Here is a 23769-nt window from a genome sequence, read left to right as displayed (position 1 = left end):
ATTGAGACCGACAAATCGCAGAATCCTTGATGCTGCCATGCAGCTGCTCGTCAAAAAAGGATATCATGCAACGACGACAAAAGAAATTGCAGAAAAAGCAAACGTAAGTGAAGCGACGATTTTCAGGAATTTTAAAAACAAACAGGGGCTTGTCGAGGCTCTGCTTTCTCAGCATTCAGCAAATAGAAATCGCATCTTTGAGCAAACAGAAGGTGATTTATACAAAGACCTGCTGCATATCGGAACCTGTCTGCTGGAGGAGCTTGAACAAAGAAAAGATTTAATTAAAATCAGCTTTCGTGAACCCGCCATGTTTCAGGATGTCATCAACCATGTGACTGAATATCCCCAATCTATGAAACAGCTTTTGGTTGATTATCTCACAAGCATGGGTGAGAAAGGGGCTATCCAGACAGGAGATGAAGCTGAACATGCCGATGTATTTATTTCGATGATTTTCGGTTACTTTGTACACCGTCTTCATTTAGGCGACAGAGTAATTAGAACGCCCCAGGAAAAAATGCTGGAGCATAGTACAGCTATATTCGTCAAAGGAATTACTGCCCGTTAGCTCCTTGGCAAAACAAAAGGAGGATCCCAATGAGCTCAAAAAAAGAATGGGCGCTGATCGTCTCACTTTTATTGGGGGCCATCCTGGTTCCCATTAACTCAACGATGATCGCAGTTGCGCTTTCATCTATATCACATACGTATAACGAATCCATCGCAAGCATCACTTGGGTGGTTACTGTTTATTTAATCGTCATGGCCGTCACACAGCCGATAGCTGGAAAACTCGGTGACATGTATGGCAACAAAACCATGTATTTATGGGGCGTCGGCCTATTTCTGATTGCCTCATTAGGCTGCGCTCTATCGCCGAGCCTGTTTTTATTAATTGTATTTCGGGCTTTGCAGGCTGTTGGCGGGGCACTGCTCACGCCAAACAGCATTGCCATTATCCGGCACGTTGTATCAGAGAAACGCCTTCCGAAAGTGTTTGGCTATTTCGGACTCGGCGCAGGGCTCGGCGCCGCTCTCGGGCCGTTTATCGGCTCTCTTTTGATTGACAGCTTCAGCTGGCATTCGATTTTTTGGGTCAACATCCCGTTTCTCGCTATTGCTTTATTTACAGCATTGACCATGTTTCCTCAATATAAAGAAAACAAATCAGAGGCGCCGCTGGATATCATCGGTTCTCTCTTGCTGGCAGGCAGCATCGTTTCGATTATCCTGCTGACGAAAAATGAGTCTTCATGGGGCTATGCATTATACAGCATATTGATACTGCTTTTTGTCCCGCTTTTTTTCAGACGGGAAAAACGCACACATCACCCAATCATTGATTTTGCGCTGTTTAAAAGCTCAACCTTTACAAATGCCAATCTATCCGTCTTGTTAAGCAACCTAATGATGTATGCCGTCTTATTGATTATGCCCTTATTCATGACAAACCAGTTTGGGCTAAATACGTCTAACAGCGGCATGGCGCTTTCCGTCTTTTCGATATTTATGTCGGCGAGCAATTGGGCAGGCGCTCAGCTCCATCAGAAATGGGGTGCGAAAAAAATCATATTTCTCTCATTTGCGATGATGGCCGGAGCCAATTTGTTATTTTTGCTCTTGAGCAGCTCCCATTCCGTTTCCTTCCTGATGATCTCACTTATTCTCGGAGGGCTTGCATCCGGAGTCGGACTGACCAGCATGCAGGTATCATCCCTTGCCACAGTGGAGCCCGCGATGTCCGGAGTGGCTTCCGGCATTTTCTCGACCTTCCGTTACTTCGGAAGCATTATTTCGTCAGCCTTAATTGGCCTGATTTCTGGGTATCACACATTATTTATTATTCTTTTCGCGGTATCCGTCATTGGTGTTTTTGTCTCGTTAGGCATCAAATCTGACGAAACGGCACGCATGGAGCAAAATTCAGCGTAAAACAAAACAGCCCGGCGCCACACAAAATGTGATGCCGGGCTGTTTTTTATGATCCAGGCAAAGCGGCTGCCTCACCTTCACGGTCATCCTTTACGAACAGAATGCCCAATTCATGATGTTCTCCCTCGTAAGACGCACGCTGATCAAAGCGAATCTCCCCGTTCAGTCCGATAATTTCAAGCTTCACATACGCACGGTTGCGCTGGAGCGCTTCATAAAAATCAGATACGTGCTTCACGGGCACACCGTTGACTTTCGTAATAATCTCTCCGATTTTTAATTCCAAGTCTTCAGCTGGTGTATTTGGTATAATACCAAGCACCATTAAGCCTTGATCACGCTTGGAGAAATAAAACGGGGCTGCATTGTCGTTTATCCTTTGCTTCACGGACAGAAAAATACGTCCTAATACAGCCGCACAGACAGCTGCACCCGCAAGCGGCGTCCACAGCAAACTCGCAGCACCGAGAGCGGAGACGATAAGCCCGAGAATACAGACTCGCTTCGCTGTAATTCTTATACTGGTTTCAGGAAGGGAGCCCTGCACCCTTTGGCCGAATCCGGCAAAGTAAGGTATCCATAGAAAATGGAATGACCCTCCGGGAACGGAAAACACAGGCCACCAGCTAAGGTGTGATTCTAATCCATTGCCAGGTACAAGAATAAACAGCGGCAAAAGCCATATACGGTTTGCAAGCTGCTGACCGATCGGCAAACCTCGGCTGCTGACGACCAATCCCGGTGATGTTTTCACATGGGCGGAACGATATGCAACCGCTCCTTCAGCGATAACCAGTAAGCCCAAAAACACCGCCAGAGCTGGCCACACGACTGCAAAGCCTTGCGGAAACCGATCCAGAAAAGGTTCAGTCTGATTCACTTGCAGTCCAAAACCTATCAGCATACTCACACTGACGATATATGCAGCAGACATCCAGTTTGCGCGAAGAGTGAGCGCTGCCGCTGCAGTCATAACGGCAATAATTGCAAGTATACCGAGAGGAATTGAAATTCCGAGTACCCCTAAAACAATAGACAAAAGGATACCAGGGATTAACCCTTTTGTATATGTAAATTTCAGTTCATCATAAATATCTGCTATTCTGGTATGAAAGGTTTTTCGTTCACGTTTGATCCTCACATATCCGAAAGCCAGACTTACAATGACAAAAAACCAGAATAGCGGGTGCAAAAAGAACAGGCCCGCACTTTTTAACAGTTCAAATCCCCATTGAACAGACACTATCTTTCACCGCCTCAAGCCAAACATGTTACTCATATTCTATCAAATATTACATGGCTTGGATATCCTCAGGAGGGTTTATCTCTCTTGCGTCATCCACAGCGTGACATTCGATAGTGAAAAATCCTTTAAATAATGGTTTACATCCACGTCCAATAACCCGCTGATCAGGTGCATCGACCTCTTTATATCTGTCAGATTAATTCCTAATCGTTTATGATTTTTCATTAAGTAATTAAAATAATGCTTGGCACATTCTTCATTAATGTCATTGACCGATTCAACATTTGTGTAATTCACTAGATACCTGCTAAACAGCATAAGAAGACTTAGTGCTTTTGTAGCTGAAAATGTTACGTCTTGTGTTCTGTCTTTTAATTGTTCCACTAATTCATAATATTTTTTTTCACGCACAATACTTGCCCTCTTCAATTGTGAACCCCCATTTTCTTTGTACAGATAAGCACGGGCCAGTATAAGCAGCAGTACTGGAGTGCTAACAAGCATTCTCGCTAACGTTCTTTAATACCTGTAGTTCAGCTGCCATAAACCTGATTACTGTTCTTTTTAGAACCTTCTTATATTGTATGAAGTAAACAAAGACTAGGCAACTTGCAAAAGTTTCATTTTAAATGCATATTTTCTCGTTAGAAAGTCTCTCTCATATATTGATATCGGGTAATCCCGGTCCTTTATAAATGTTTATTTGTGAAAAATTTTTTAATATCTTGTCAAAAACTCAATTTTTATGTGACTTTTAGATTATTTATTCATTAAGCATAAAGAAACAGGAGATGGAACACCATCTCCTTTAATTAACAAATAATGATTTAAGCGCTGTTTGAAGCTGCAAATCATTTTCTTCATCTGATTTTTTCATTTCAATTAAATGATTTATTTTCTTCGCCGTGCGATTGTCAATCACACCTGTTTTAGCGAGCTTATTTTGATCCTGAAAGGCCAAAACAGCTTTTTTCATTTCTTTGCTGAAATAACCGTCTTCCCGACTTGGATCAAAACCGAGTCCTTTCAGTAAAACCTGTGCATGTTTCACATCTTCATTGTTCATATCTGCTTTAAGAGGCTCCTTGAGCTGCAATGGACCTGCGGAGAAATAATCAGGCTGCTTAATCGCAATGGTCGGCTTAACGCCCTTTTTATGAATCCAGTTCCCATTCGGCGTCAGCCACTTGTAAAGCGTCAACTTAATATTGCTGCCGTCTCCCATCGGTACAGCTTGTTGAACAGTTCCCTTTCCGAAAGACGTGTCACCTACAACATCATAATGCCCCGCTTCTTTTAATGCGCCTGCAAGAATTTCAGATGCAGAGGCGCTCCCCTTATCTGTGATGACATTGACGGGGTATGTTTTTTTATGGGTCAATGTTGAAAAATAACGTTTTCTATCTCCATTGCGTTCAGCAATCTGAATGTAAGGCTGATCCTTTGTAATGAAATGCTTAAGAATCTCTTCAACACTTTGAAGATATCCGCCCGGGTTTCCTCGAACATCCAGCACGAGGCCTTCAATTCCTTTTTTCTCGAGCTTGCCCAACGCTTTTGCAAAATCCTCCGCAGTATGCTCAGAAAAAGTAGAAATGGCGATATACCCGACAGAATGCCCCTGCACTTTTTTCTCTGAAGCAAACACTGTTTCAAGGGGAATTTCAGCTCTCTTAATGCGGAATGACAATTGCTTCTTCGTCCCTGGCCGCTGAATCTTTATTGACACGCTGGAACCTTTCTTTCCTCTTATTTTTAAGACAGCGTCATTTAAATCCTTGCCCGCCATCGATTCTCCATCAATACTGATGATTTCATCATTCGGCTTCAGCCCGGCTTTTTCCGCAGGAGATTGTTTAAATGGCGACACAATAATGATTTTGCCTTCTTCCACTCCAACCTCAGCCCCGATGCCTTCGAAAGAGGAATCAAGAGAATCAGAAAATTGCTTTGCTGTCTGCTTGTCCATATAGACGGAATAAGGATCGTTTAATGTAGATAGCATCCCTTGAATGGCTCCTTCAAGCAACTTTTCTCTATCAACCTTTTCGACATATTCATTCGAAATCAAATCATATGCTTTTTCAATTTTATCCATAGCTGCAGCCCGATCAGAGTCAGCTTGAGCCGTTGCTGCAACAGCTGCGGCTTCGGGCTTTTCGGCTTCAAGCAGGTTCATTCCCGCATAAACGCCGGCGCCTCCGAACAGCATGCTCCCAGCCGCTATCACAGCGATTATTTTTTGATTCATCCTTTACTCCTCCTGTATGCCAGACTGTCTTTGCAAAACCTAGAGATAGTATATGTAAAGGATGGGGATTTCATGTAATCATAGAAGAAAAAGAAGGCAAAAGAAAAAGCCGTCCCGCAACCGGGATGGCTTTTTTGTGTTTATACTCGCAAAAACTTGCGGATGGAAGTCAGGCTTCCCCATACTCCAATCACTGCGCCGATTGCAATCAATACAAGCGAGACTTGGAATACAAACGGATTATATGGAAGAAGAGAGACAAATGAGCCTTGAACCTTCGGAACGACCCATCCGATAACATATTGATAAGTGCTCAATACAAGCGCGATCGGAATGACTGAACCGAATACACCCAGCAGCAATCCTTCAAGGAAAAACGGCCAGCGGATAAACCAGTTCGTCGCACCAACAAGTTTCATGATTTCAATTTCTTTTCTTCTTGCAAAAATCGTAATTTTGATGGTGTTGGAAATTAAGAACATCGCCGTAAACAATAGGCCGATAATTAACGCGATTCCGATGTTGCGGGAAACGCCGACTACTTTAAACAAACGGCTGACCTCTTCTTTTCCGTAAGTAACTTTATAAACATGATCCATTTTTTCAATCTTTTTCGCGACACTTGGCGTATCATGCGGATCGGTCGTTTTCACGACAAACGCGTCATTCAGCGGGTTTTCCTGATCCTGCATTGTCAGGGATTTTCCGCTGTCCCCAAAACTGTCTACTAACTGGTCAAGCTCTTTTTCTTTAGATGAAAAAGTGACACTTTGAATGCCGTTCAAGCCTTTTATCTCATCCTGCAGCTTGTCCTGTGCCTTCTTATCTGCAGTCAGATCAACCAATACCTTGATTTCGACTTCTTTTTCAGCATTCGTAGCCATGTTATTTAAATTCAGCATAATTACTAAAAACACGCCGACTAAAATCAGCGTAACGGTTACTGCACTAATGGATGCGAACGTCATCCATGTGTTTCTCCCGAGAGATTTAAAACTCTCACGCAAATGGCGCCCGAGAATTTTAATCATAAGAACCATACTCCCCTCTTGACTCATCACGCACAATGATACCATCTTCGATTGCAATGACACGTTTCTTAATGGTGTTTACGATTTCTTTATTATGTGTCGCCATTACGACTGTTGTTCCGCGGTTATTAATCTCCTCCAGCGTCTTCATGACTTCCCAAGACGTATCAGGATCAAGGTTTCCCGTAGGTTCATCAGCAATGACAACATCAGGGCTGTTCACAATTGATCTGGCTATAGAGACACGCTGCTGCTCCCCGCCTGAAAGCTGGTCAGGGAATTGTCTCGCTTTATGCTTCAGCTGCACCAAATCAAGCACTTCAAGCACCCGTTTTTTAATGACAGACGGCTGTTCTCCAATCACTTCAAGGGCAAAAGCCACATTCTCAAACACAGTCAGTTTTGGGAGAAGCTTGAAGTCCTGGAAGACAACACCTATTTTACGCCGCACGAAAGGAATCTCTTTTTCTTTAACCGAAGCGAGATCTTTATGATTGAGTAAAATTTGCCCTTTTGTCGGCTTTTCTTCTCTGTATATCATTTTAATAAAAGTAGATTTACCCGCTCCGCTCGGTCCGACAACATAAACAAACTCTCCGGGATGAATAGTAACTGAAATCCCGTTTAGCGCCTTTACACCGTTCGGATAGGCTTTGTATACTTCTTTCATTTCTATCATGAAATCACCTAATCTTTTATATCATTTTATGTCGCACGGTCATACTCTTCGAAAGCATTCGACAGTTTATGACCCATTCATTTGTAAAAAGATGAAAAATCTGAAAGTTTGATTTTCAACACACTTCATTATACGTCAAATTTAGACATAATACTATTACAGTTTCTTTTCATTCATCTTAATTCAGCATAAAAAAATCCTTGCCCAAGTCGCGGCAAAGATTTTCTGATATTACTTTTTCTCTGAGAGCCATTTTGCAATAGAAGCGGCTTCCTTATCATCTACAAGCCCCTTCGGCATATTGCCCCGTCCGTTTTTAATAATGCTTTCAATTTTTTCTTCGTCGTATTTGCCCCCAACCTCCTGGAGATTAGGTCCTGACACACCTTCTAAATCCTTGCCGTGGCAGCCTACACAGCTCTGCTGATATAATTCTTCCCCTTCAGAAGCAGAGGCTTCTGTTTTGCTGCTGTTGTCTGTCTTCTCTTCTTTTGCATCGTTAGAACCGCAGGCAGCCAGCAGGGCTGAAATGGCAAATACAAGCATTAGTATCGATAGTTTTGATTTCATGTTGAGAAGCACAACTCCTTTACGATCTCTTCCATATTATAACCTCGTTTAAGCGCGTTTGAAACCCTCGCCCAGCACCTCGCTTGCATCTGCTACAATCACAAAAGCAGTCTCATCAATCTGTTTGACGATTTGTTTCAATTTCGTGAATTCAGTTTGGCCAACCACGCACATTAAAATTGGTCGTTCGTCGTCAGTATATCCGCCGACTGCAGAAATTTTTGTAACGCCTCTGTCAATTTTTTTAAAAACAGCTTCCTTTACGGCCTGTTCTTGTTTTGTAATGATAAGCGCCATTTTAGAGCGGTTGAAGCCGACTTGGACGACATCAATGGTTTTACTTGATACATACACCCCAAGCATGGCATACAGTCCCTGCTCTATATTAAATACGATCATCGCCGTAACAACAATCAAACCGTCAATGATCGCGAGACACGTCCCTAATGAGAGACCCGTGTATTTATGAATGATTTGAGCGGCTAATGCCGTTCCTCCCGTCGATCCTTTGCCTAAGTACACAATGCCGATTCCAATCCCGATGCCGACGCCGCCAAAAATCGCCGCCAGAAGCTCATGATGTGTAGCCGGCTGAATATCTCTCGTCAAAAACACGACAAGCGGCAAGAAGACAGAACCCGCAAGTGTCTTGAGTCCAAATTTACCGCCAAGCAAAATGATACCGGCAATAAATAAGGGAATATTAATGATCCACTGCACATAGGCCGCTTCAAAACCATATGACTGTAAAATGGTACTAATCCCGCTGACACCGCCTGCGGCTATTTTGTTTGGAAGCAGAAATACATTAAAGGACACTGCTGTAATTGCTGCCCCTATCAGTATGTATACATAATCCCGTATAATCCGAAGACTTTTATTCCGTACATCCATCATTACAACCTTCCTCCGTTTCTTCCTATGCTCTCCGATAGCATTTTAATCCTTCCCCGATCAGATGTAAATAACACCCAAATACAGTGGTAATATGCTAAAGCAGCAGCGAAAGCAAGGATATGCAGGCAATAAAAAAACACACCTGCAGACACCAGGTGTGTTTCCCGCTTATGAAAGTTTAGAACGCAGGTATGCGTCAATAAATACGTCAATATCTCCGTCCATTACGGCTTGAACGTTACCCATTTCTGTATTGGTCCGATGGTCTTTTACCATGGAATACGGATGGAAAACGTAAGAGCGGATTTGGCTGCCCCAGCCGATCTCTTTTTGCTCACCGCGAATTTCATCCAGCTCTGCCTGCTGTTCTTCAATCCTGCGCTGATACAGCTTTGCCTTCAGCATTTTCATTGCTCTTTCACGGTTTTTAATTTGGGAACGTTCTGTTTGGCATGTCACAACCACGTTTGTCGGCAAGTGAGTAATCCGAACTGCTGAGTCTGTCGTGTTGACGTGCTGTCCGCCTGCTCCGCTTGCACGGTACGTATCAACTTTAATATCCTCCGTACGGATATCAATATCGATCTCATCGTTGAATTCAGGCATAACTTCACAAGATACAAATGAAGTGTGACGGCGGCCTGATGAGTCAAACGGAGAAATCCGCACGAGACGATGGACGCCTTTTTCCGCCTTGATATATCCATAAGCGTTGTGCCCTTTAATCAGTAATGTGACTGACTTAATACCGGCTTCATCACCAGGAAGGTAATCGAGCGTTTCCACTTTAAAGCCGCGGCGCTCAGCCCATCTGGTGTACATTCTGAGAAGCATAGAGCCCCAATCCTGTGACTCAGTACCGCCTGCACCCGGATGCAGCTCCAAAATTGCGTTGTTTTTATCATACGGCTCACTGAGAAGAAGCTGAAGCTCAAACTCATTGAACTCCTTCGTTAATGCTTTTAACTCTTTCTCAAGCTCAAGCTGGAGATCTTGATCCGGCTCTTCTTTCAGAAGGTCATGAGTCATTTGCAGTTCTTCATGGGATTCATTCAATTTTTTATAGGAATTGACATAATCCTTTAAACCATTTGCTTCATTGATGACCGTTTGGGCTTTTTGCTGATCATTCCAAAATTCCGGATCAGCCATTTGCTCATCTAGTTCAGCAATGCGGGTCTCCTTTGATTCGAGGTCAAAGAGACCCCCTAAAGTCCGCTAAACGAGAAGCCATATTTTCGAGCTCAACTCTAATTTCTGATAATTCCATTCCATTCACCTCATTAAAAGATCCGCGGGCGCTCAAGGCGCCGCGGTCAGCAAGCTTGCCCGAACGAACTATTCAGTCCGGCCGCAGCAATTTTTATATTTTTTTCCGCTTCCGCAGTGGCATGGCGCATTTCGGCCGATATCAACCACTTTACGAACCGGCGCTTTCTTTGCTTTTTTGTTTTCATCGCCTTCTTGCGGCTGATGAGCCGTGGTTTGGCCTTGTACAACCTCTTCACGCTCCAGATTATTTTCAATCTCAGCCTTCATCACAAATTTGGCAACCTCGTCTTCGATGGATTCAATCATATGCTCAAACATCGCAAAGCCTTCCATTTGATACTCACGCAGCGGATTTGTTTGCGCGTAAGCACGAAGGTGAATCCCTTGGCGTAGCTGATCCATTGCGTCAATATGATCCATCCATTTTGAATCGACGGCGCGAAGCACGATTACTTTCTCGAATTCTCGCATTTGTTCTTCGCCGAATTTCTCTTCTTTGTCATTATATTTGGTCTTGATGCGATCCATAATGAGCTCAAGCATTTCATCCGGCTCTTTGCCGAAGATGTCGCTCTTTTCAAGCGCGCCTTCGTCAAGGTAAGCCGTGTTAACAAGCTCAACAAGACCGTCAAGCTTCCATTCCTCAGGAAGCTCTTCTCTAGGCGTATAGGCCGCAATTGCCCGCTCGAGAGAAGACTTGATCATATTTTCTACGATTTCACGCAGGTTTTCAGAGTCGATGACTTCGAAACGCTGCTTATAGATAACCTCACGCTGCTGGCGGAGAACATCATCATATTGGAGAAGCTGTTTACGCGAATCGAAGTTATTTCCTTCCACGCGTTTTTGGGATGATTCAACCGCGCGGGATACCATTTTGCTTTGAATCGGAGTGGAGTCATCCATACCAAAGCGGTCAAGCATTGCCATTGTCCGCTCAGCACCAAATCTGCGCATCAATTCATCTTCCATAGAAAGATAAAATTGCGTGATCCCCGGGTCTCCCTGACGTCCTGAACGTCCTCGCAACTGATTATCAATCCGGCGTGATTCATGGCGTTCCGTTCCGACAACGGCAAGTCCGCCAAGCTCTTTTACTCCTTCGCCAAGCTTAATGTCTGTTCCGCGGCCCGCCATGTTTGTCGCAATCGTCACAGCGCCTTTTTGGCCGGCCTCTTCAATGATTTGCGCTTCTCGTTCATGGTTTTTGGCGTTTAATACCTGATGCGGGATACCTTTGTTTTTGAGCAGCTTTGAAATTAATTCAGACGTTTCGACCGCAACTGTACCGACAAGAACAGGCTGTCCTGTCATATAACGCTGGGCAACATCTTCTGCGACTGCTTTAAACTTCCCTTCCATTGAACGGTAAATTAAATCAGGACGGTCATCACGAACAACCGGCTGGTTTGTCGGAATCGTCACAACCTGCATGTTGTAGATGTTACGGAATTCCTCTTCCTCTGTTTTAGCCGTCCCCGTCATACCGGCAAGCTTTTCATACATCCGAAAGTAGTTTTGGAACGTAATCGTCGCCAAGGTCATGCTCTCATTTTGAATTTCAAGCCCTTCCTTCGCTTCGATCGCCTGGTGAAGCCCTTCGCTGTAGCGGCGGCCTTTCATTAAACGTCCCGTAAAGGAGTCAACGATGACAACCTGACCGTCTTCTACTACGTAATCAACATCCTTCTGCATGGCAACGTGCGCTTTTAAGGACTGGTTGATATGGTGGTTGAGCGCCACATTTTTCACATCAAACAGGTTGTCGATGCCGAACGCTTTTTCAGCCTTTGTCATTCCTTCTTCAGTGAGCTGTACACCTTTTGTTTTCACATCATACGTATAGTCTTTCTCTGCTTTTAACGTGCGTACAAAAGCATTGGCCTGTACGTACAGTTTTGTCGATTTTGCAGCTTGTCCTGAAATGATAAGCGGTGTTCTCGCTTCATCAATCAAAATAGAATCGACTTCATCAATTACCGCAAAATGAAGCGGACGCTGCACCATTTGCTCTTTATAAAGAACCATGTTGTCACGCAAATAGTCGAAGCCAAGCTCGTTGTTTGTAGAATAAGTGATGTCAGCCGCATAAGCTTCCCGTTTTTCATCTTTTGACATTGAGTTCAAATTCAGTCCGACAGTTAAGCCGAGAAACTCGAAAATTTTCCCCATTTGCTCTGCGTCACGGCTCGCCAAATATTCATTGACTGTCACGACGTGCACGCCTTTTCCAGATAAGGCATTTAAATAAACAGGCAGAGTAGACGTTAATGTTTTACCTTCCCCTGTTTTCATTTCCGCGATATTTCCGTCATGAAGAGCAACGCCCCCCATAAGCTGGACTTTAAACGGGAACATGCCGGTTACGCGGCGAGAAGCTTCCCGAACAACTGCGAATGCTTCAACAAGAAGATCATCAGTTGTCGCCCCTTTTTCAAGACGCTCTTTAAATTCAATTGTTTTATTTTTTAGCGCATCATCAGAGAGATTTTCATAGTCTCCCCGAATCGCATCAATATCGTTAGCTATTTTTTCGTATCTATTCAGCGTACGTTTTGTTGGATCAAACATTTTATTTAAAATTCCAAGCATTTATAACGCTCCTCTATCATCACATGCCTGTTTGACAAGCATGTATAAATAATTTACTAGTCCATGTATACCTCTCATTATCATATCATACCTTCTCTAATTTCCAAAGAATTTGCAAATAAGAAAAAACAAAAACCTTCCGCGAAAATCACGGAAGGCTGCTCTTCATTATTCAGTCGGTTCAATCAGGCCATATTTCCCGTCATTTCTGCGATACACGACGTTTGTAAGGTTTGTTTCCGCATTTGTGAAAACAAAGAAATTATGGCCAAGCATATTCATTTGTAGGATTGCTTCTTCATTATCCATCGGCTTTAAATTAAAGCGCTTCTGACGGACGATTTCTAAGCTTTCATCTTCTTCTGTTTCGTCCTGAACCGCTATATCTGTATCAGAGCCGAGGCCGTTTGCCAATGCAGATTTCGGAAGACCCTGCTCACGGAATTTGCGGTTTACTTTTGTTTTATGCTTACGGATTTGACGTTCCAGCTTGTTTGTAGCGAGATCAATTGCATTGTACATATCCTCGTTATGCACTTCAGACCGAAGCGCCAGATCTGTCATTGGAATCGTAACCTCAACCTTAGACTCCTTGTCATTGTAAAACTTCAAGTTGACGTTCACATCGGCATTTACACTTTGCTCAAAATAACGCTCCAGCTTGCCGATCTTCTTCTCGACATGATCCTTTAACGCGGATGTCACCTCAATATTTTCTCCTCTGATGTTATAGTTCATCAAAGAACGCCTCCCTTTTATTAAGGATATGTATCTATTTCTCCTTTACCCTTTACAATTCCTGCTGAAACGTAAACCTTTTGTGAAAATTCAGTGAACTCTGTCGAATTGTGCCGATTTATACTGATGCTCCTATGGTGACGGGAGGTATATGTATATGCTGATAATAAGAAAAAATGCCTTACACAAAGTCAATTGATCACAAAGGGCTCCATACATCGATGAATGGACAGCATCCATTTCCTATAATGATTCAGAAAATGTCCTTTTAAATACTCGCAAAATTCATGAGAGGGGAATGAGAAAGAAACCAATTGATCAAATTCTGCAAAAATCTCGTCAAAAGCCTTAACGCATACTTCTGCGCACCGCGTGTTCATCACGAAAAGAAGAGTTGAATGGGTGGAATCCAAATAAAAAAAGGCTTGGATCAGATCTTGGTAGATCCGATCCCCTTCTGTTTTTGATAAATTCTGTTCCGCCTCTATCAAATAGCACAGCCCTTCCTCAATTGTAAAAAGAAGATGATAATAAGCTGATAAAAGCGTATAATCTTCAATGCTCTTCAAGGCACTCACCTATTTACGCTTGTCATAATATCTGCCGTCAATTGTGATGTTGTTATAAGGATTTAAATACGTCGTATGCATCGCGCGTTTTCTTTTCACCTGCTGAAGTTCTGCTGCGATTGACTGCTTCAGTCTTTCCATTTCCTTCACAATAAGCTGATCCCATGTCAGCACAAGTTTCATTTGCTTCTTTTCTTCTTCCGAGAGCGGCAAAGAGATGTCCTCGATGAGTTTATTCCGTTTTGCCACAAAGTCCTCAATTTGCTTTAAAAGTTCATCGCTCTCTGGTGTGTTCTGTATATGTGACAGCATACTTTTCGTTTCAATTGATAATTGATCTATTTGTTTCATGCAATTCCGCCTGACCCATGCCGGTCCTTTCGTTCGATTTGAATGGCCTGCTTCCATGCATCTCGAAAATCTGTCACATACCCCTCAACTTCTTCCAGTATGCTCTTGTCACTTTTTATATTTGCCTCTACCAGTCTTCGGTAAATATAATCGTACATCGCACCCATTGAACCGGAAAGCTCTATGTTACGGTTAAGCGTGCCATTTAATTCCTGAATGATATTTTGCGCTTTAATCAGATTTTCATTTTTACGTTCTATATCATTATTCTCAATGGCCTGGCATGCAAGTTTTATAAATTTCAGACAGCCATTATACAGCATAAGCGTCAGTTCACCGGGCGTAGCGGTATTCACTGAACTTTGCTGATAAGCTGCATAAGGATTTTGGATCGCCATGTGTCATCCTCCAAATTACATTTATTGTACAAGAAGCTGTGATAAATAGGACGCTTGTTCATTCATTTTTTGAATTGCTGAATCCATTGCACTGAATTTTTTATAATAACGGTTTTCTACTGTGTTCAATCGGTCCTGCATATCGCTGATTTCAGTACTGATGGAACGCAAATTCTTCCCAATTGAATAGTCGCTTGCTCCCATTGTTGAATTGCCGGCTTTTGCTTCAATGCTTTTCACTGTGCTTTTCAGTGTGTCGCCGATACGTTTCATAATCCCTTTATCACTATAGGCACTGCTGTTCGTTCCGTTTGTAAATAAGGCGGCAACACTTTTCGGATCTTCTTCTATTTTTGCTTTCAGTTTATCTTCATTAATCTCTAAATGTCCCCTCAATTGGTAAGCGCTTGAGGTTGTGATGCCAAATTCAGTCAATTGATAGGTTTTTCCATCCGCATTTACTTGAGAATAAAAATCAGTCCGCATTTGGTTCGTGCCGGTGCTGATGCTGGAATCATTTCTCAGCAAACCGCTTTTTGCTTTCTTCTCCCAGAGTTCTACCTCTTTATCAGACATTGCTTCTTTTTGTTCACTCGTCAGCGGAGTATAGTCTCTGTACTTCTCTTCTTGCAGCTTTTCATTCAGGCTGTCTACCAATTCATTGTATTTATCTACAAACTCTTTAATTTGGTTATAAATTCCGTCAACATCAGTAGAAACAGATGTGGTAACAGGGCCTGTGGCTGCAGTTGTATTTTTGATCGAGTAGGTAACGCCATTAACCGTAAAGTTGTTTGTCAACTTCTCCATTTCAAAGCCATTAATTGTGACCTTTGCATTTGTTCCTTCTTTGTAAGCAGTGAGCTTATTATCAGCGTCTAAAGAAAAACCAAGCTGACCGGACATAAAGTCGGATGTAACAGAGTCTGCTGCCTGTATGCTGCCTCCTGCACCTGTTGCTTTAGAAGAAAACGCAATCGTTTCTACATACTCTGTACCGTTCCATATTTTATCTTTAAATGCTGATACTCCTAGATCTGAGCTGTTAAGTTTAGAAATCACACTATCAATGGTATCGGCGCTCGTCACACTGATGTTCACTGTTTTTGCCGTTGTCTCACCAGGTGCTACAACGTTAAATGCCAAATTATAATCGCCTTGTGTGTATCCCGTATAATTATTTGCCTTATACGTTGCTGCAGTTGCCAAACTCGCTACTTCAACAGTAGAAGAAGAGTTTGGCGCACTTGCGCTTCCTGTAGCAGTTAACACAGACTCATTGGAGCTGGTCACAGTTTTGCTCTGATACGTGCTCGGATATGTCAACGTATTTTTAGACATATAATCTTGTAATTCTTTTATTTTTGAGTTGACTTCACGATAGCTGTCACGCTGCCATTCAAGCGTCTGTTTTTTTTGAGTCAGCTTATCAAGCGGCGCTCTTTCTGTTTGCATCAGCTTTGATACGATATCATCTATATCCATTCCTGACGCCAGACCTGTTATTCTCGTGACCATTACAAACCACTCCTAATCTACTTTTTTTCATCTACAAATAACCCAAGAAATTCAGTCATAGCCGCATGAAAATCAAGCCACTGTTTCGGCGGAATTTCGCGGATGACTTCATTTGTAGAGTCCTCTATTACTTTTACATAGTATTCATTTAACTTCTCATGGAGCTCAAACTTCAGGTGAACTTGCGACGGTTCCAAAAGCTTGTTCATCTCCCCTACCATTTCAGCAAGATTGGTATATGAAACTTGATGAACAGGAACCTCACTCTCATGATCTTTCTGATTATGTATTTGAGTATCATAACGATCCCAAACGGGTTGTAACGTAGTGAGCCTTTCAATGTTCAATTGATCATCCCCTATGTCCCAATCTATCGTTTATATCGACTAAGTCGAGATAAGATTACACATATTTATGGAAAAAAACTCATCTGTTTTAGAATTCTTGTTTGGAAATACTTTTATAGGTTAGTGGAGAATCCGATTATTATATCACGACTTATAGACAGTAAGGGGGAAGATTTGGAGTTAGGAATATAAAAAAAGACCCAGGCAAACGCCAAGGTCTTTTTCAAAATTAACGTAACAATTGAAGTACGTTTTGAGGCTGTTGGTTCGCTTGAGCAAGCATAGCTTGAGAAGCTTGAGAAAGAATGTTGTTCTTTGTGAACTCGCTCATCTCTTTAGCCATGTCAACGTCACGGATACGAGACTCAGCAGCTGTCAGGTTTTCACCAGAAGCGCTTAAGTTGTTGATTGTGTGCTCAAGACGATTTTGTACCGCACCAAGTTTAGAACGTTGGTTAGAAACTTGTTTAATAGCACCATCAACGATGTCTAATTGTTGATCAAATGTAAGAGATGGTGTATCAGCAGTAAATTGTTTTACATCAATGTCAGCAACCGATTGGCCAGCTACAAGAGTTCCATCAGCTTGAGTTGCACCAAGCTTGTCAGATGACATCGCTTCGATGTGTACATCTAATTTTTGTGCTTTGTTTGCACCAATTTGGAAAGTGAGTTTTTTTCCATCAGTAGAATTGAAATCTCCATTAAGGAGTTTTTTACCATTGAATTCAGTACGATCAGAGATACCGTTTTTATCAGTTCCATTTCCAATTTCTTCAACTAAGTTGCTGATCTCTTCTTGAATTGCACCAAGATCCGTATCGTCTTGTGTACCAGTGTTTCCTGCTTGAACAACTAGTTCACGAACACGTTGAAGGATTGAGTGAGTTTCAGTCAATGCACCCTCAGCTGTTTGGATAAGAGAGATTCCGTCTTGAGAGTTTTTAGAAGCCATTTCAAGACCTCTGATTTGTCCTCTCATTTTTTCAGAGATCGCAAGACCTGCTGCGTCATCTCCCGCACGGTTGATACGAAGACCTGAAGAAAGCTTCTCCATGTTCTTTTGTGCTGCACCGTTGTTTGAGCCTAAACGGTTTAGTGTGTTAAGTGCTGCGATATTGTGGTTAATTCTCATTGTTTTGTTCCTCCCTGAATATGTTGTTAAGGCACGTCCTTGTGCCTTGTTTTTTTGTAACTGGCGGAGTGTTTGCGTCTCCTCCCGGCTACATCATTAATATCGGATTGTCTATGATTTTGTTAATACAAAAATAAAAAAAATCCTCACTTTTTTTGTGAGGATAATGCGGAGATCACATCGCTGGATAACGCTGCCGCACGGTTATTTTCTTCCTGAATGGTCAAGTAAATTTCTTTCCTGTGAATATCAATATGCTTTGGGGCTTCAATTCCAATTTTCACTTGGTCACCCTCAACCGCAATCACTTTTACTTCAATATCAGCACCTATTTGAATCGCTTCGTTTATTTTCCGCGATAAAACTAGCATGATTCTCCTCCAATCGGATGCTTTGTCGTATATGGGGAGTCGTGTAAAACGACTTGCTTAGCCAGCATGTTCTTGCGATTCACAATAATAGGAGCCAATAAATTAGCAGTAGTTTTTTCGAACGGGTCTGCCATAGTCAATAATGTCATGACTTCTACGTCTTCAATATTATCGATATCCAATAGTTCAGCAGTTGCTTCATCAAGGTCAAATTCATAATTCTTAAAAAAGATAAACGGACTTACAACAATGAACGCAAGATTCTCTGAAGTGACGGACTGCAGCGCCACGAATGGAGAGTCTTCTGAAAGCGGAAGAATGACGAACTGTTTTTCTTCTAAAAAGCCCGGAATCCCGTTTTCAAAAAGAATGATTTGTTCTTCTTTTACATTCATTTGGCCATGGTATTTAGTATGAATGATCATTGTTCACGATCCTTTTCTTTTTACTTTTCGAGTGATTCTTTTAGGTTTTCTACCTCTATATTTAAATCAGGGTATTGGAGCATGTCAACCTTAACGTTTCCCGGTGTATATTCAACAATCGGCTTATGCGGTTCAGCCTGAATAACAGGTTTTCGCGGTGTAATCTGAACATTAAGCTGTGACGGAGTATATTGTATTTTCACCCTTGATAGAGAAGGGGCATAATGTTCGCCTAATTGAATTTGGTGCATCTCAGAGTTCCTCTTTGCTTGTGAAGCGATGGGGTTCCCCTTATTTTCAATTCTCATAAGCTCGTCTCCTTCTTCTGCGGTACGGGCTATACCTTCCATTACATCTTCATGCCCTTGTTGGGCAGCTTCTTCGATTCTTTTGGATATATGCTTTCTGTCTAATTCTTCCCATGCTTGCGTCTGGTCAATCGTGAGTTTTCCCGGGGTCACCGATATTTCCATTTCCGCGCTTGGCTGTTCAATTTCCAAGTCGGCTTGCGGCTGCTCCATTTTTAAGCTGGCAGGCGTCGTTGTTAAACCAATTTTCCCTTGAACACTATGCATAATCAATCTGGGAATTTGCATCACTCTACCTCCTAAACTATAAAAAAAGCGAACTCCTGAGAGCCGCTTACTTTAAAAAGTCGATCAATGTAGGCTGAACAATTTGCGCATTTACAGCCAGAGTAGCCCTGTGCACGCTTTGCTGCGCAATAAATTCAGTTATTATTTCTTCCAGTTCTACATCTTCATTGTCTGACAACACTTTTGTAGCTGTTTCTTCTTGAGCTGAAAGTCTTGTATTAATCAGTTCAAGACGATTATATCTCGCTCCAATATCAGATCGTTCTGCACTCATACCGTCAGAAAATTGATCAATATCATCTAAAACGCTGTCCACATCGTCCAAAGAGCCTGAATTAAGTGCTGTCTCAAATGAATTAAGCATTTCAAACACATTTTGTCCGCTTCCAGAAGTACCGCCAAAGGCTGCCTTCGGATCTGAGTTCACCTTTAATGACATATTATCCGATATATTGACAATAACGTCAGCGGTATCAGAAATCGTATAAGTTCCGTCGCCGTTGTCTTTAACTGGGGGTGTATCTGAATTAGTGCCATTGAAGATATATCTGCCGTTCACTTGTGTATTAGCAATATTTAAAAGCTGCTCTTTTAATTGTTTTACTTCTACACCAATTGCTTGCAATTCTGCTTCACCATTTGTGTCATTCTGAGCTTGAACAGCTAACTCTCTGACCTTTGACATAATGTCAATTCCTTCAGTAATGTTTGTTTCTGTGTTTTCAAGCCAAGTAAAGGCTTGAGAAGCATTACTTTGGTATTGCTGAACTTGAGATAATTGCGTATTGTACTTTAAACTTTTCATAGCTACTACTGGATCATCGGAAGCTTTTGAGATTTTTTTTCCGGAAGAAATCTGTGATTGAAGTTTATCCAGCTTTGAGTAGCTTGAACCGATATATCTCAATGAGTTTTGCTGAATCATCCCTTGTGTTACTCTCATTTGATCTACCTACCTTCCTCCGACACCCATGCCATTGATCACTTTGTCGAGTATTTCGTCTTGTAACGTTACCATTCTTGCGGCAGCATTGTATGCGTGTTGGAATTGAATCATATTGGTCATTTCTTCATCTAAAGAAACAGCGCTCATTTGCTGACGGTTTATGTCTGCATCATTCAGCTGTGTTTCTGTATTAGATGCCAGCCGATTCGCCTCTTGAGCTTTGATCCCCAGCTCGCCAATGAGACCAGCATAATAATCTAGCACACTCGTTTCTTTTCCGTTAATGATGATGTCCCCAGTTAACACATTTGCTAAATTCGTTGCGTTTGAATTATCGTTTGCTGCTCCAGTAAGTGAGAAAGCGATATTCGCGCCTTTTGAATCTTTTATGCTGTCAGTGACTTTAATCTTACCTGCTGCGCCTTTTGCCGGCTCAGTTTCACCCCCGGTAAAATCAAAAAAGTCCCCGCCTTGTTCACCGCTCTCTGTCAGACCATTTCGGTGTACTTCATTGAAAGCTTTTGCAAATTCGAGCGCCATATGATCAAGATCTGAAAGCATCTCCGGATATATGCCCTTTTCTTTGCCGTCTGCCGTGACATATCCATAAGACTGTATAAATCCTAACAGTGATCCATTGCTGCTGAACGACTCAGCTTGAACCGCAGTGTCTCCAATTGAAATACTTGTCACTAAGCCCGTTTCATTATCATAGTTAGCTTTCAGCTCTGAAACCTCATAATTTTTTCCGTCCAGAACAGTTCCCAGCGACTGTTTATTTTTATCCAGGATTTCGATCGATACAGTTCCTTCCGAAGAAGCAAGCGCATTCCCGCCTGATTTGTTGTAGCTCACTTTGACATCAACAATTGAAGATAATTTATCAATCAGCAAATCACGTTGATCGTATAAACCATTCGGAAGCAGACCGACTGGTTCTACCTGTGCAATTTGCTTATTGAGACTGTTTAATTGAGATAGCAGTGAATTAACATCTAGTACACTAGTATCTAGTTCTGCTTTTAAATTTGATTGAACTTTTGTAAGGGACTCAGAAATATGATTAAACGTATCAGCAACAGCCTGTCCTTTTTGAGAGACAACAGAACGCGCACTGTCCTCATTTGCATTATTGGATAGTTCTTGCAGAGAATTCCAAAATGAATTTAGCACACTGTTTAATCCGCTGCCACCAGTCTCATTCATAATCCCTTCCATTTGGGACAGGGCTTTAGCCTTCGTGTCATAATATCCGGAACTGCTGTTTTGGAGACGGTATTGGTAGTCAAGAAAAATATCTCTTATTCTCTCAACTGACTTCCCTTGAACGCCTGTTCCCATTTGTCCCGCAGTTTTTTCTGCATTTTTTGATACAGCAGGGAAATAATCGGTTGCCTCTAATGACACCCGCTGTCTTGTGTAACCATCGGTGTTTGCATTTGCCACGTTATTTGCAGTAGTGCTTAACGCTGCCTGCTGAGCGCTTAACGCCCTCCTTGCAGTTTCAAGCCCCATAAAGGTAGATGTCATATTCTGAATTCCTTTCCGCTAAGCTTTTGAATCGAACAGTTTCAGCCGGCTGCTCTTCGGAAGCTCAGCTTTAATCTGTTTGCTGTAATTAAAGTTATTATCCTTAGGAACCAGCATATCGTACGAAATAGAGATGAATTGCAGCGCATCTCTTGTCAGCTGTCTATTCAGCTTATTCACTTCTTTTAGACGCCCGAGAACTTTAGTAAGAGATTCGAACAAAAGTTCAAGCTCTTCCTTTTCACTGCCTGACGTTTTGGCGATACAAGCAGAAATAGTGTTATTTTCGCTGTATCCAAGAAAAGCGGAAGCCGCTTTAATCCGGTCATCTTCTGTCTGTTCGATTGCTTGAATGTATTTTTGTTCTTTTGTCAAAATGTTAGAAAGCTCTTTTGTTTTGCCGGCTTTGAGCGCTTCCGTTTTTTCCTCAGACAGCGTGAGCAGATGCTCATGCAGAACGCAAAGTCGCTTCAATTGTTCAATAATTGGCTTTGCTGACATGGCTTTCTCCTTTTTTACTGCTTTTTATAAAAATTAATCATGTTTTTTGCTATATGATTTGCGTCTATTTTGTATGACCCGTTTTCAATTTGCGCTTTTAGCTGCGCGATTTTTTCCTGGCGTGAACCAGTGACTGCGTCGGATGCATTTTGCAGCTCTTTAGCCTGCGATGAAATTTCAATTTTATCTTTAGGCTGTGCAGCATTTTTTTGCACTGCTTGCTTTTCGTAATTTTTTTGGTATGGATTAACGGATTGTGTTCCAAATTGATTGATTTTCATAGGATTCCTCTCGCTTTCCGTTGCAGTCTTTAAACAATCTTAACCCTTTTATCGACTGCGTTTTCAGTTAGTTTAGGGAATCAGCTGTTTTTGGTATTATAGGCATAGTATGTGTCTTTTTTACTATTTTCTCGCTCTGTTTTCAATGCGGATTCTTGGTTCAGATGATCTATTTGATCCTTTATATCGGACTGGCAAGCCTTGCAGAACTTGCCTTCCCTAATCGATGTCCCGCACCTTTCACAAGGGTATGCCAAATTCGGCAGATGAGTGATTTGGATTCGCTTTTGCCTGATGAATTTTAAAATCAGCTCTTCCTCCACACCTGTTTCCTCAGTTATGCGGCTCAGTGTTGATTGCCTGTTTTCCTGTTTTCTTAAAAATTTATACACAGTCTCAAATGATTTTTCTTCTTCCTTAATACACGCCTGACACACGGTTTGCAGCTTTGTTTTTAAAAATAAAGCATTGCATTTCGGACAATTCGCCAGTTCACCCATCATTTTTACTCCTTATTCATTAATATGCCTGCAGTAATTTCTAGACATTATATCGGCACAAAAATTGAATCATTTAGCTTCTCACTAAGGTAAAAGATGACACAGAACCAGCTTTGCCTTTCTCCAATAAACAGCGGGCAGCATAGTGCAAAGTGGCGCCCGTAGTATAAAGATCGTCGATTAAAACGATATCCATACCCTCAACCGAGCTGTTTTTTGTTACAAAAACATGCTCTGAAAGCAGGCGTTCCGTTTTCTTTTTCTTAGACTGCTTTTCATTATTCAGGCGGATGAGAGGATTGAGGATGGGCCGGTTTAAGCATTCAGCAAGCATTTGTGACTGGTTAAAGCCGCGTTCTGCTTTCCGTTCTTCACTTAACGGAATGGGAACGAGCACAAGGCGTTTATCTGGATAGACAGCAGAGAATTCAGAGGAAAAGTCATTTTTAAAAGCGCTTATTATCTCTGCATCTCCCCTAAATTTCATACGGGCAAGTGTTTCTTTCATCATGTCATTATATAAGTAAACAGAACGGTTCTGGCTGAGCCTTAAGCCGTCATCTATTCTTGATTTCCATGACTCACAATCCGCGCACACTTCATGAACGGTTTGAGGTCTTCCGCAAAGCGGACAGATGGCCCCTTTGATGATCTGTAATTTATTTCTGCAGGACTGGCAGACCCTATCGTCAGGTTTTAATAAAAATAGTGAGCACCATGAAACAGCTTGAGAAAATTGTGAATCGCACAATAGACAGATCAGTTTTTTATAGCCTCCTCCTGTCTCATTTCGCATTGATCACTCGGATTCTCCGATACCACAGCAGCTGATTCAGCCAAAATCACAAGCATCGCCGTGTTTTTTTGTTTATCTACCAGCTCAGCTTTCGTATATGCAATCTTTTTTACATCAGTGACGTAAGCTGGTCTTACTTGGTTTAAAGAAAGTGCCAGTACATCATTTTTGCATACTTGGCAAGTGCAGGTCATATGAAGCTGGTCCATATATCGGTCAAAAAGTTCTTGCATCATAATCTCTTTTGAATTGACAAGCATTTTTACAGCTCCTCATTAGTTATATGAGTATACT

Annotated in this window: 28 protein-coding genes; 2 read left to right on the top strand and 26 right to left on the bottom strand. The window is 42.0% G+C overall.

What is annotated here, in order from left to right:
- Position 1: 1 nt before the first annotated feature.
- Both NST16_RS00470 and NST16_RS00465 read left to right on the top strand, forming a co-directional pair.
- Positions 2 to 571 carry a TetR/AcrR family transcriptional regulator gene (locus NST16_RS00470; RefSeq protein WP_010332042.1) on the top strand — a complete coding sequence of 190 codons (570 nt, stop codon included), beginning with the start codon at positions 2 to 4 and terminating at the stop codon, positions 569 to 571.
- Positions 572 to 600: 29 nt separating this feature from the next.
- A complete protein-coding gene (locus NST16_RS00465) occupies positions 601 to 1935 on the top strand; it encodes an MFS transporter (RefSeq protein WP_229149451.1) in 1335 nt (444 codons plus the stop codon).
- Between the two features lie 46 nt (positions 1936 to 1981).
- On the opposite strand, the gene NST16_RS00460 is transcribed toward NST16_RS00465, so the two are convergent.
- From NST16_RS00460 to NST16_RS00335, 26 genes are all read right to left on the bottom strand, one after another.
- Positions 1982 to 3178, bottom strand: coding sequence for a S1C family serine protease (locus NST16_RS00460; protein WP_268449790.1), 1197 nt, complete (start codon positions 3176 to 3178; stop codon positions 1982 to 1984).
- A 78-nt stretch (positions 3179 to 3256) separates the two neighbouring features.
- Entirely contained in the window at positions 3257 to 3610 is a 354-nt protein-coding gene (gene swrA / locus NST16_RS00455) for a swarming motility protein SwrAA (RefSeq protein ID WP_015251121.1), read from the bottom strand.
- A 379-nt stretch (positions 3611 to 3989) separates the two neighbouring features.
- Positions 3990 to 5432, bottom strand: coding sequence for a carboxy-terminal processing protease CtpB (ctpB, locus tag NST16_RS00450; protein ID WP_010332045.1), 1443 nt, complete (start codon positions 5430 to 5432; stop codon positions 3990 to 3992).
- Positions 5433 to 5572: 140 nt separating this feature from the next.
- Positions 5573 to 6463 carry a permease-like cell division protein FtsX gene (gene ftsX / locus NST16_RS00445; RefSeq protein ID WP_168748860.1) on the bottom strand — a complete coding sequence of 297 codons (891 nt, stop codon included), beginning with the start codon at positions 6461 to 6463 and terminating at the stop codon, positions 5573 to 5575.
- On the bottom strand, positions 6456 to 7142 hold the full coding sequence (ftsE, locus tag NST16_RS00440; protein ID WP_010332047.1) for a cell division ATP-binding protein FtsE: 687 nt from the start codon (positions 7140 to 7142) through the stop codon (positions 6456 to 6458). Before ftsE ends, ftsX begins: the two co-directional genes overlap by 8 nt.
- A 231-nt stretch (positions 7143 to 7373) precedes the next feature.
- Positions 7374 to 7712, bottom strand: coding sequence for a cytochrome c551 (cccB, locus tag NST16_RS00435; protein WP_268449787.1), 339 nt, complete (start codon positions 7710 to 7712; stop codon positions 7374 to 7376).
- 48 nt (positions 7713 to 7760) lie between these two features.
- Entirely contained in the window at positions 7761 to 8606 is an 846-nt protein-coding gene (locus NST16_RS00430) for a YitT family protein (RefSeq protein WP_010332049.1), read from the bottom strand.
- A 171-nt stretch (positions 8607 to 8777) separates the two neighbouring features.
- A protein-coding gene (gene prfB, locus NST16_RS00425; protein ID WP_099043490.1) for a peptide chain release factor 2 occupies positions 8778 to 9879 on the bottom strand; the annotation gives its coding sequence in 2 pieces (ribosomal slippage) (positions 8778 to 9806 and positions 9808 to 9879; 1101 coding nt in all).
- A 68-nt stretch (positions 9880 to 9947) separates the two neighbouring features.
- Positions 9948 to 12473 (bottom strand): preprotein translocase subunit SecA, encoded by a 2526-nt coding sequence (gene secA, locus NST16_RS00420; RefSeq protein WP_010332051.1) that lies wholly within the window; start codon positions 12471 to 12473, stop codon positions 9948 to 9950.
- Positions 12474 to 12641: 168 nt separating this feature from the next.
- Positions 12642 to 13211 (bottom strand): ribosome hibernation-promoting factor, HPF/YfiA family, encoded by a 570-nt coding sequence (gene hpf, locus NST16_RS00415; RefSeq protein ID WP_326331475.1) that lies wholly within the window; start codon positions 13209 to 13211, stop codon positions 12642 to 12644.
- A gap of 191 nt (positions 13212 to 13402) precedes the next feature.
- Positions 13403 to 13780: a hypothetical protein gene (locus NST16_RS00410; protein WP_010332053.1), complete on the bottom strand. Its 378-nt coding sequence runs from the start codon at positions 13778 to 13780 to the stop codon at positions 13403 to 13405.
- Between the two features lie 9 nt (positions 13781 to 13789).
- Positions 13790 to 14131: a flagellar protein FliT gene (locus tag NST16_RS00405; RefSeq protein WP_010332054.1), complete on the bottom strand. Its 342-nt coding sequence runs from the start codon at positions 14129 to 14131 to the stop codon at positions 13790 to 13792.
- Positions 14128 to 14529 carry a flagellar export chaperone FliS gene (gene fliS / locus NST16_RS00400; RefSeq protein WP_010332055.1) on the bottom strand — a complete coding sequence of 134 codons (402 nt, stop codon included), beginning with the start codon at positions 14527 to 14529 and terminating at the stop codon, positions 14128 to 14130. Before fliS ends, NST16_RS00405 begins: the two co-directional genes overlap by 4 nt.
- A gap of 21 nt (positions 14530 to 14550) precedes the next feature.
- Complete coding sequence (locus NST16_RS00395; RefSeq protein WP_268449785.1) at positions 14551 to 16047, bottom strand: flagellar hook-associated protein 2; 1497 nt, start codon at positions 16045 to 16047, stop codon at positions 14551 to 14553.
- A gap of 17 nt (positions 16048 to 16064) precedes the next feature.
- Complete coding sequence (flaG, locus tag NST16_RS00390) at positions 16065 to 16394, bottom strand: flagellar protein FlaG (protein ID WP_340883428.1); 330 nt, start codon at positions 16392 to 16394, stop codon at positions 16065 to 16067.
- Positions 16395 to 16623: 229 nt separating this feature from the next.
- Positions 16624 to 17529, bottom strand: a complete 906-nt coding sequence (hag, locus tag NST16_RS00385; protein ID WP_193659775.1) for a flagellin Hag — start codon at positions 17527 to 17529, stop codon at positions 16624 to 16626.
- 146 nt (positions 17530 to 17675) lie between these two features.
- On the bottom strand, positions 17676 to 17900 hold the full coding sequence (gene csrA / locus NST16_RS00380; protein ID WP_010332059.1) for a carbon storage regulator CsrA: 225 nt from the start codon (positions 17898 to 17900) through the stop codon (positions 17676 to 17678).
- Positions 17894 to 18325, bottom strand: a complete 432-nt coding sequence (gene fliW, locus NST16_RS00375; RefSeq protein WP_010332060.1) for a flagellar assembly protein FliW — start codon at positions 18323 to 18325, stop codon at positions 17894 to 17896. The genes csrA and fliW overlap by 7 nt, the downstream gene beginning before the upstream one ends.
- Before the next feature lie 20 nt (positions 18326 to 18345).
- Positions 18346 to 18921 (bottom strand): DUF6470 family protein, encoded by a 576-nt coding sequence (locus NST16_RS00370; protein WP_010332061.1) that lies wholly within the window; start codon positions 18919 to 18921, stop codon positions 18346 to 18348.
- A gap of 46 nt (positions 18922 to 18967) precedes the next feature.
- Entirely contained in the window at positions 18968 to 19864 is an 897-nt protein-coding gene (gene flgL / locus NST16_RS00365) for a flagellar hook-associated protein FlgL (protein WP_010332062.1), read from the bottom strand.
- A gap of 9 nt (positions 19865 to 19873) precedes the next feature.
- Positions 19874 to 21397 (bottom strand): flagellar hook-associated protein FlgK, encoded by a 1524-nt coding sequence (gene flgK / locus NST16_RS00360; RefSeq protein WP_340883421.1) that lies wholly within the window; start codon positions 21395 to 21397, stop codon positions 19874 to 19876.
- A gap of 18 nt (positions 21398 to 21415) precedes the next feature.
- A complete protein-coding gene (gene flgN, locus NST16_RS00355) occupies positions 21416 to 21898 on the bottom strand; it encodes a flagellar protein FlgN (protein ID WP_010332064.1) in 483 nt (160 codons plus the stop codon).
- Positions 21899 to 21912: 14 nt separating this feature from the next.
- Positions 21913 to 22179, bottom strand: coding sequence for a flagellar biosynthesis anti-sigma factor FlgM (flgM, locus tag NST16_RS00350; protein ID WP_010332065.1), 267 nt, complete (start codon positions 22177 to 22179; stop codon positions 21913 to 21915).
- Between the two features lie 80 nt (positions 22180 to 22259).
- Positions 22260 to 22679: a TIGR03826 family flagellar region protein gene (locus NST16_RS00345; protein ID WP_024123026.1), complete on the bottom strand. Its 420-nt coding sequence runs from the start codon at positions 22677 to 22679 to the stop codon at positions 22260 to 22262.
- 73 nt (positions 22680 to 22752) lie between these two features.
- Positions 22753 to 23475, bottom strand: coding sequence for a phosphoribosyltransferase family protein (locus NST16_RS00340; protein WP_268449777.1), 723 nt, complete (start codon positions 23473 to 23475; stop codon positions 22753 to 22755).
- A complete protein-coding gene (locus NST16_RS00335; RefSeq protein WP_010332068.1) occupies positions 23439 to 23735 on the bottom strand; it encodes a late competence development ComFB family protein in 297 nt (98 codons plus the stop codon). The genes NST16_RS00340 and NST16_RS00335 overlap by 37 nt, the downstream gene beginning before the upstream one ends.
- Between the last annotated feature and the right edge of the window lie 34 nt (positions 23736 to 23769).

The organism is Bacillus sp. FSL K6-1005, from assembly GCF_038000225.1.
Classification (GTDB): domain Bacteria; phylum Bacillota; class Bacilli; order Bacillales; family Bacillaceae; genus Bacillus; species Bacillus mojavensis.
The sequence above is the reverse complement of the archived record's forward strand: the minus strand, read 5'-3'. Positions and strand labels throughout refer to the sequence as shown.

What these genes read in the sequence shown, in the direction of transcription:
- NST16_RS00465 (WP_229149451.1), top strand. Translation starts at nt 601, where the DNA reads ATGAGCTCAAAAAAAGAATGGGCGCTGATCGTCTCACTTTTATTGGGG.
- ctpB (WP_010332045.1), bottom strand. Translation starts at nt 5,432, where the DNA reads ATGAATCAAAAAATAATCGCTGTGATAGCGGCTGGGAGCATGCTGTTC.
- ftsX (WP_168748860.1), bottom strand. Translation starts at nt 6,463, where the DNA reads ATGATTAAAATTCTCGGGCGCCATTTGCGTGAGAGTTTTAAATCTCTC.
- ftsE (WP_010332047.1), bottom strand. Translation starts at nt 7,142, where the DNA reads ATGATAGAAATGAAAGAAGTATACAAAGCCTATCCGAACGGTGTAAAG.
- cccB (WP_268449787.1), bottom strand. Translation starts at nt 7,712, where the DNA reads ATGAAATCAAAACTATCGATACTAATGCTTGTATTTGCCATTTCAGCC.
- NST16_RS00430 (WP_010332049.1), bottom strand. Translation starts at nt 8,606, where the DNA reads ATGGATGTACGGAATAAAAGTCTTCGGATTATACGGGATTATGTATAC.
- secA (WP_010332051.1), bottom strand. Translation starts at nt 12,473, where the DNA reads ATGCTTGGAATTTTAAATAAAATGTTTGATCCAACAAAACGTACGCTG.
- hpf (WP_326331475.1), bottom strand. Translation starts at nt 13,211, where the DNA reads ATGAACTATAACATCAGAGGAGAAAATATTGAGGTGACATCCGCGTTA.
- NST16_RS00405 (WP_010332054.1), bottom strand. Translation starts at nt 14,131, where the DNA reads ATGAAACAAATAGATCAATTATCAATTGAAACGAAAAGTATGCTGTCA.
- fliS (WP_010332055.1), bottom strand. Translation starts at nt 14,529, where the DNA reads ATGGCGATCCAAAATCCTTATGCAGCTTATCAGCAAAGTTCAGTGAAT.
- NST16_RS00395 (WP_268449785.1), bottom strand. Translation starts at nt 16,047, where the DNA reads ATGGTCACGAGAATAACAGGTCTGGCGTCAGGAATGGATATAGATGAT.
- hag (WP_193659775.1), bottom strand. Translation starts at nt 17,529, where the DNA reads ATGAGAATTAACCACAATATCGCAGCACTTAACACACTAAACCGTTTA.
- csrA (WP_010332059.1), bottom strand. Translation starts at nt 17,900, where the DNA reads ATGCTAGTTTTATCGCGGAAAATAAACGAAGCGATTCAAATAGGTGCT.
- fliW (WP_010332060.1), bottom strand. Translation starts at nt 18,325, where the DNA reads ATGATCATTCATACTAAATACCATGGCCAAATGAATGTAAAAGAAGAA.
- NST16_RS00370 (WP_010332061.1), bottom strand. Translation starts at nt 18,921, where the DNA reads ATGCAAATTCCCAGATTGATTATGCATAGTGTTCAAGGGAAAATTGGT.
- flgL (WP_010332062.1), bottom strand. Translation starts at nt 19,864, where the DNA reads ATGAGAGTAACACAAGGGATGATTCAGCAAAACTCATTGAGATATATC.
- flgK (WP_340883421.1), bottom strand. Translation starts at nt 21,397, where the DNA reads ATGACATCTACCTTTATGGGGCTTGAAACTGCAAGGAGGGCGTTAAGC.
- flgN (WP_010332064.1), bottom strand. Translation starts at nt 21,898, where the DNA reads ATGTCAGCAAAGCCAATTATTGAACAATTGAAGCGACTTTGCGTTCTG.
- flgM (WP_010332065.1), bottom strand. Translation starts at nt 22,179, where the DNA reads ATGAAAATCAATCAATTTGGAACACAATCCGTTAATCCATACCAAAAA.
- NST16_RS00345 (WP_024123026.1), bottom strand. Translation starts at nt 22,679, where the DNA reads ATGGGTGAACTGGCGAATTGTCCGAAATGCAATGCTTTATTTTTAAAA.
- NST16_RS00340 (WP_268449777.1), bottom strand. Translation starts at nt 23,475, where the DNA reads ATGCGAAATGAGACAGGAGGAGGCTATAAAAAACTGATCTGTCTATTG.
- NST16_RS00335 (WP_010332068.1), bottom strand. Translation starts at nt 23,735, where the DNA reads ATGCTTGTCAATTCAAAAGAGATTATGATGCAAGAACTTTTTGACCGA.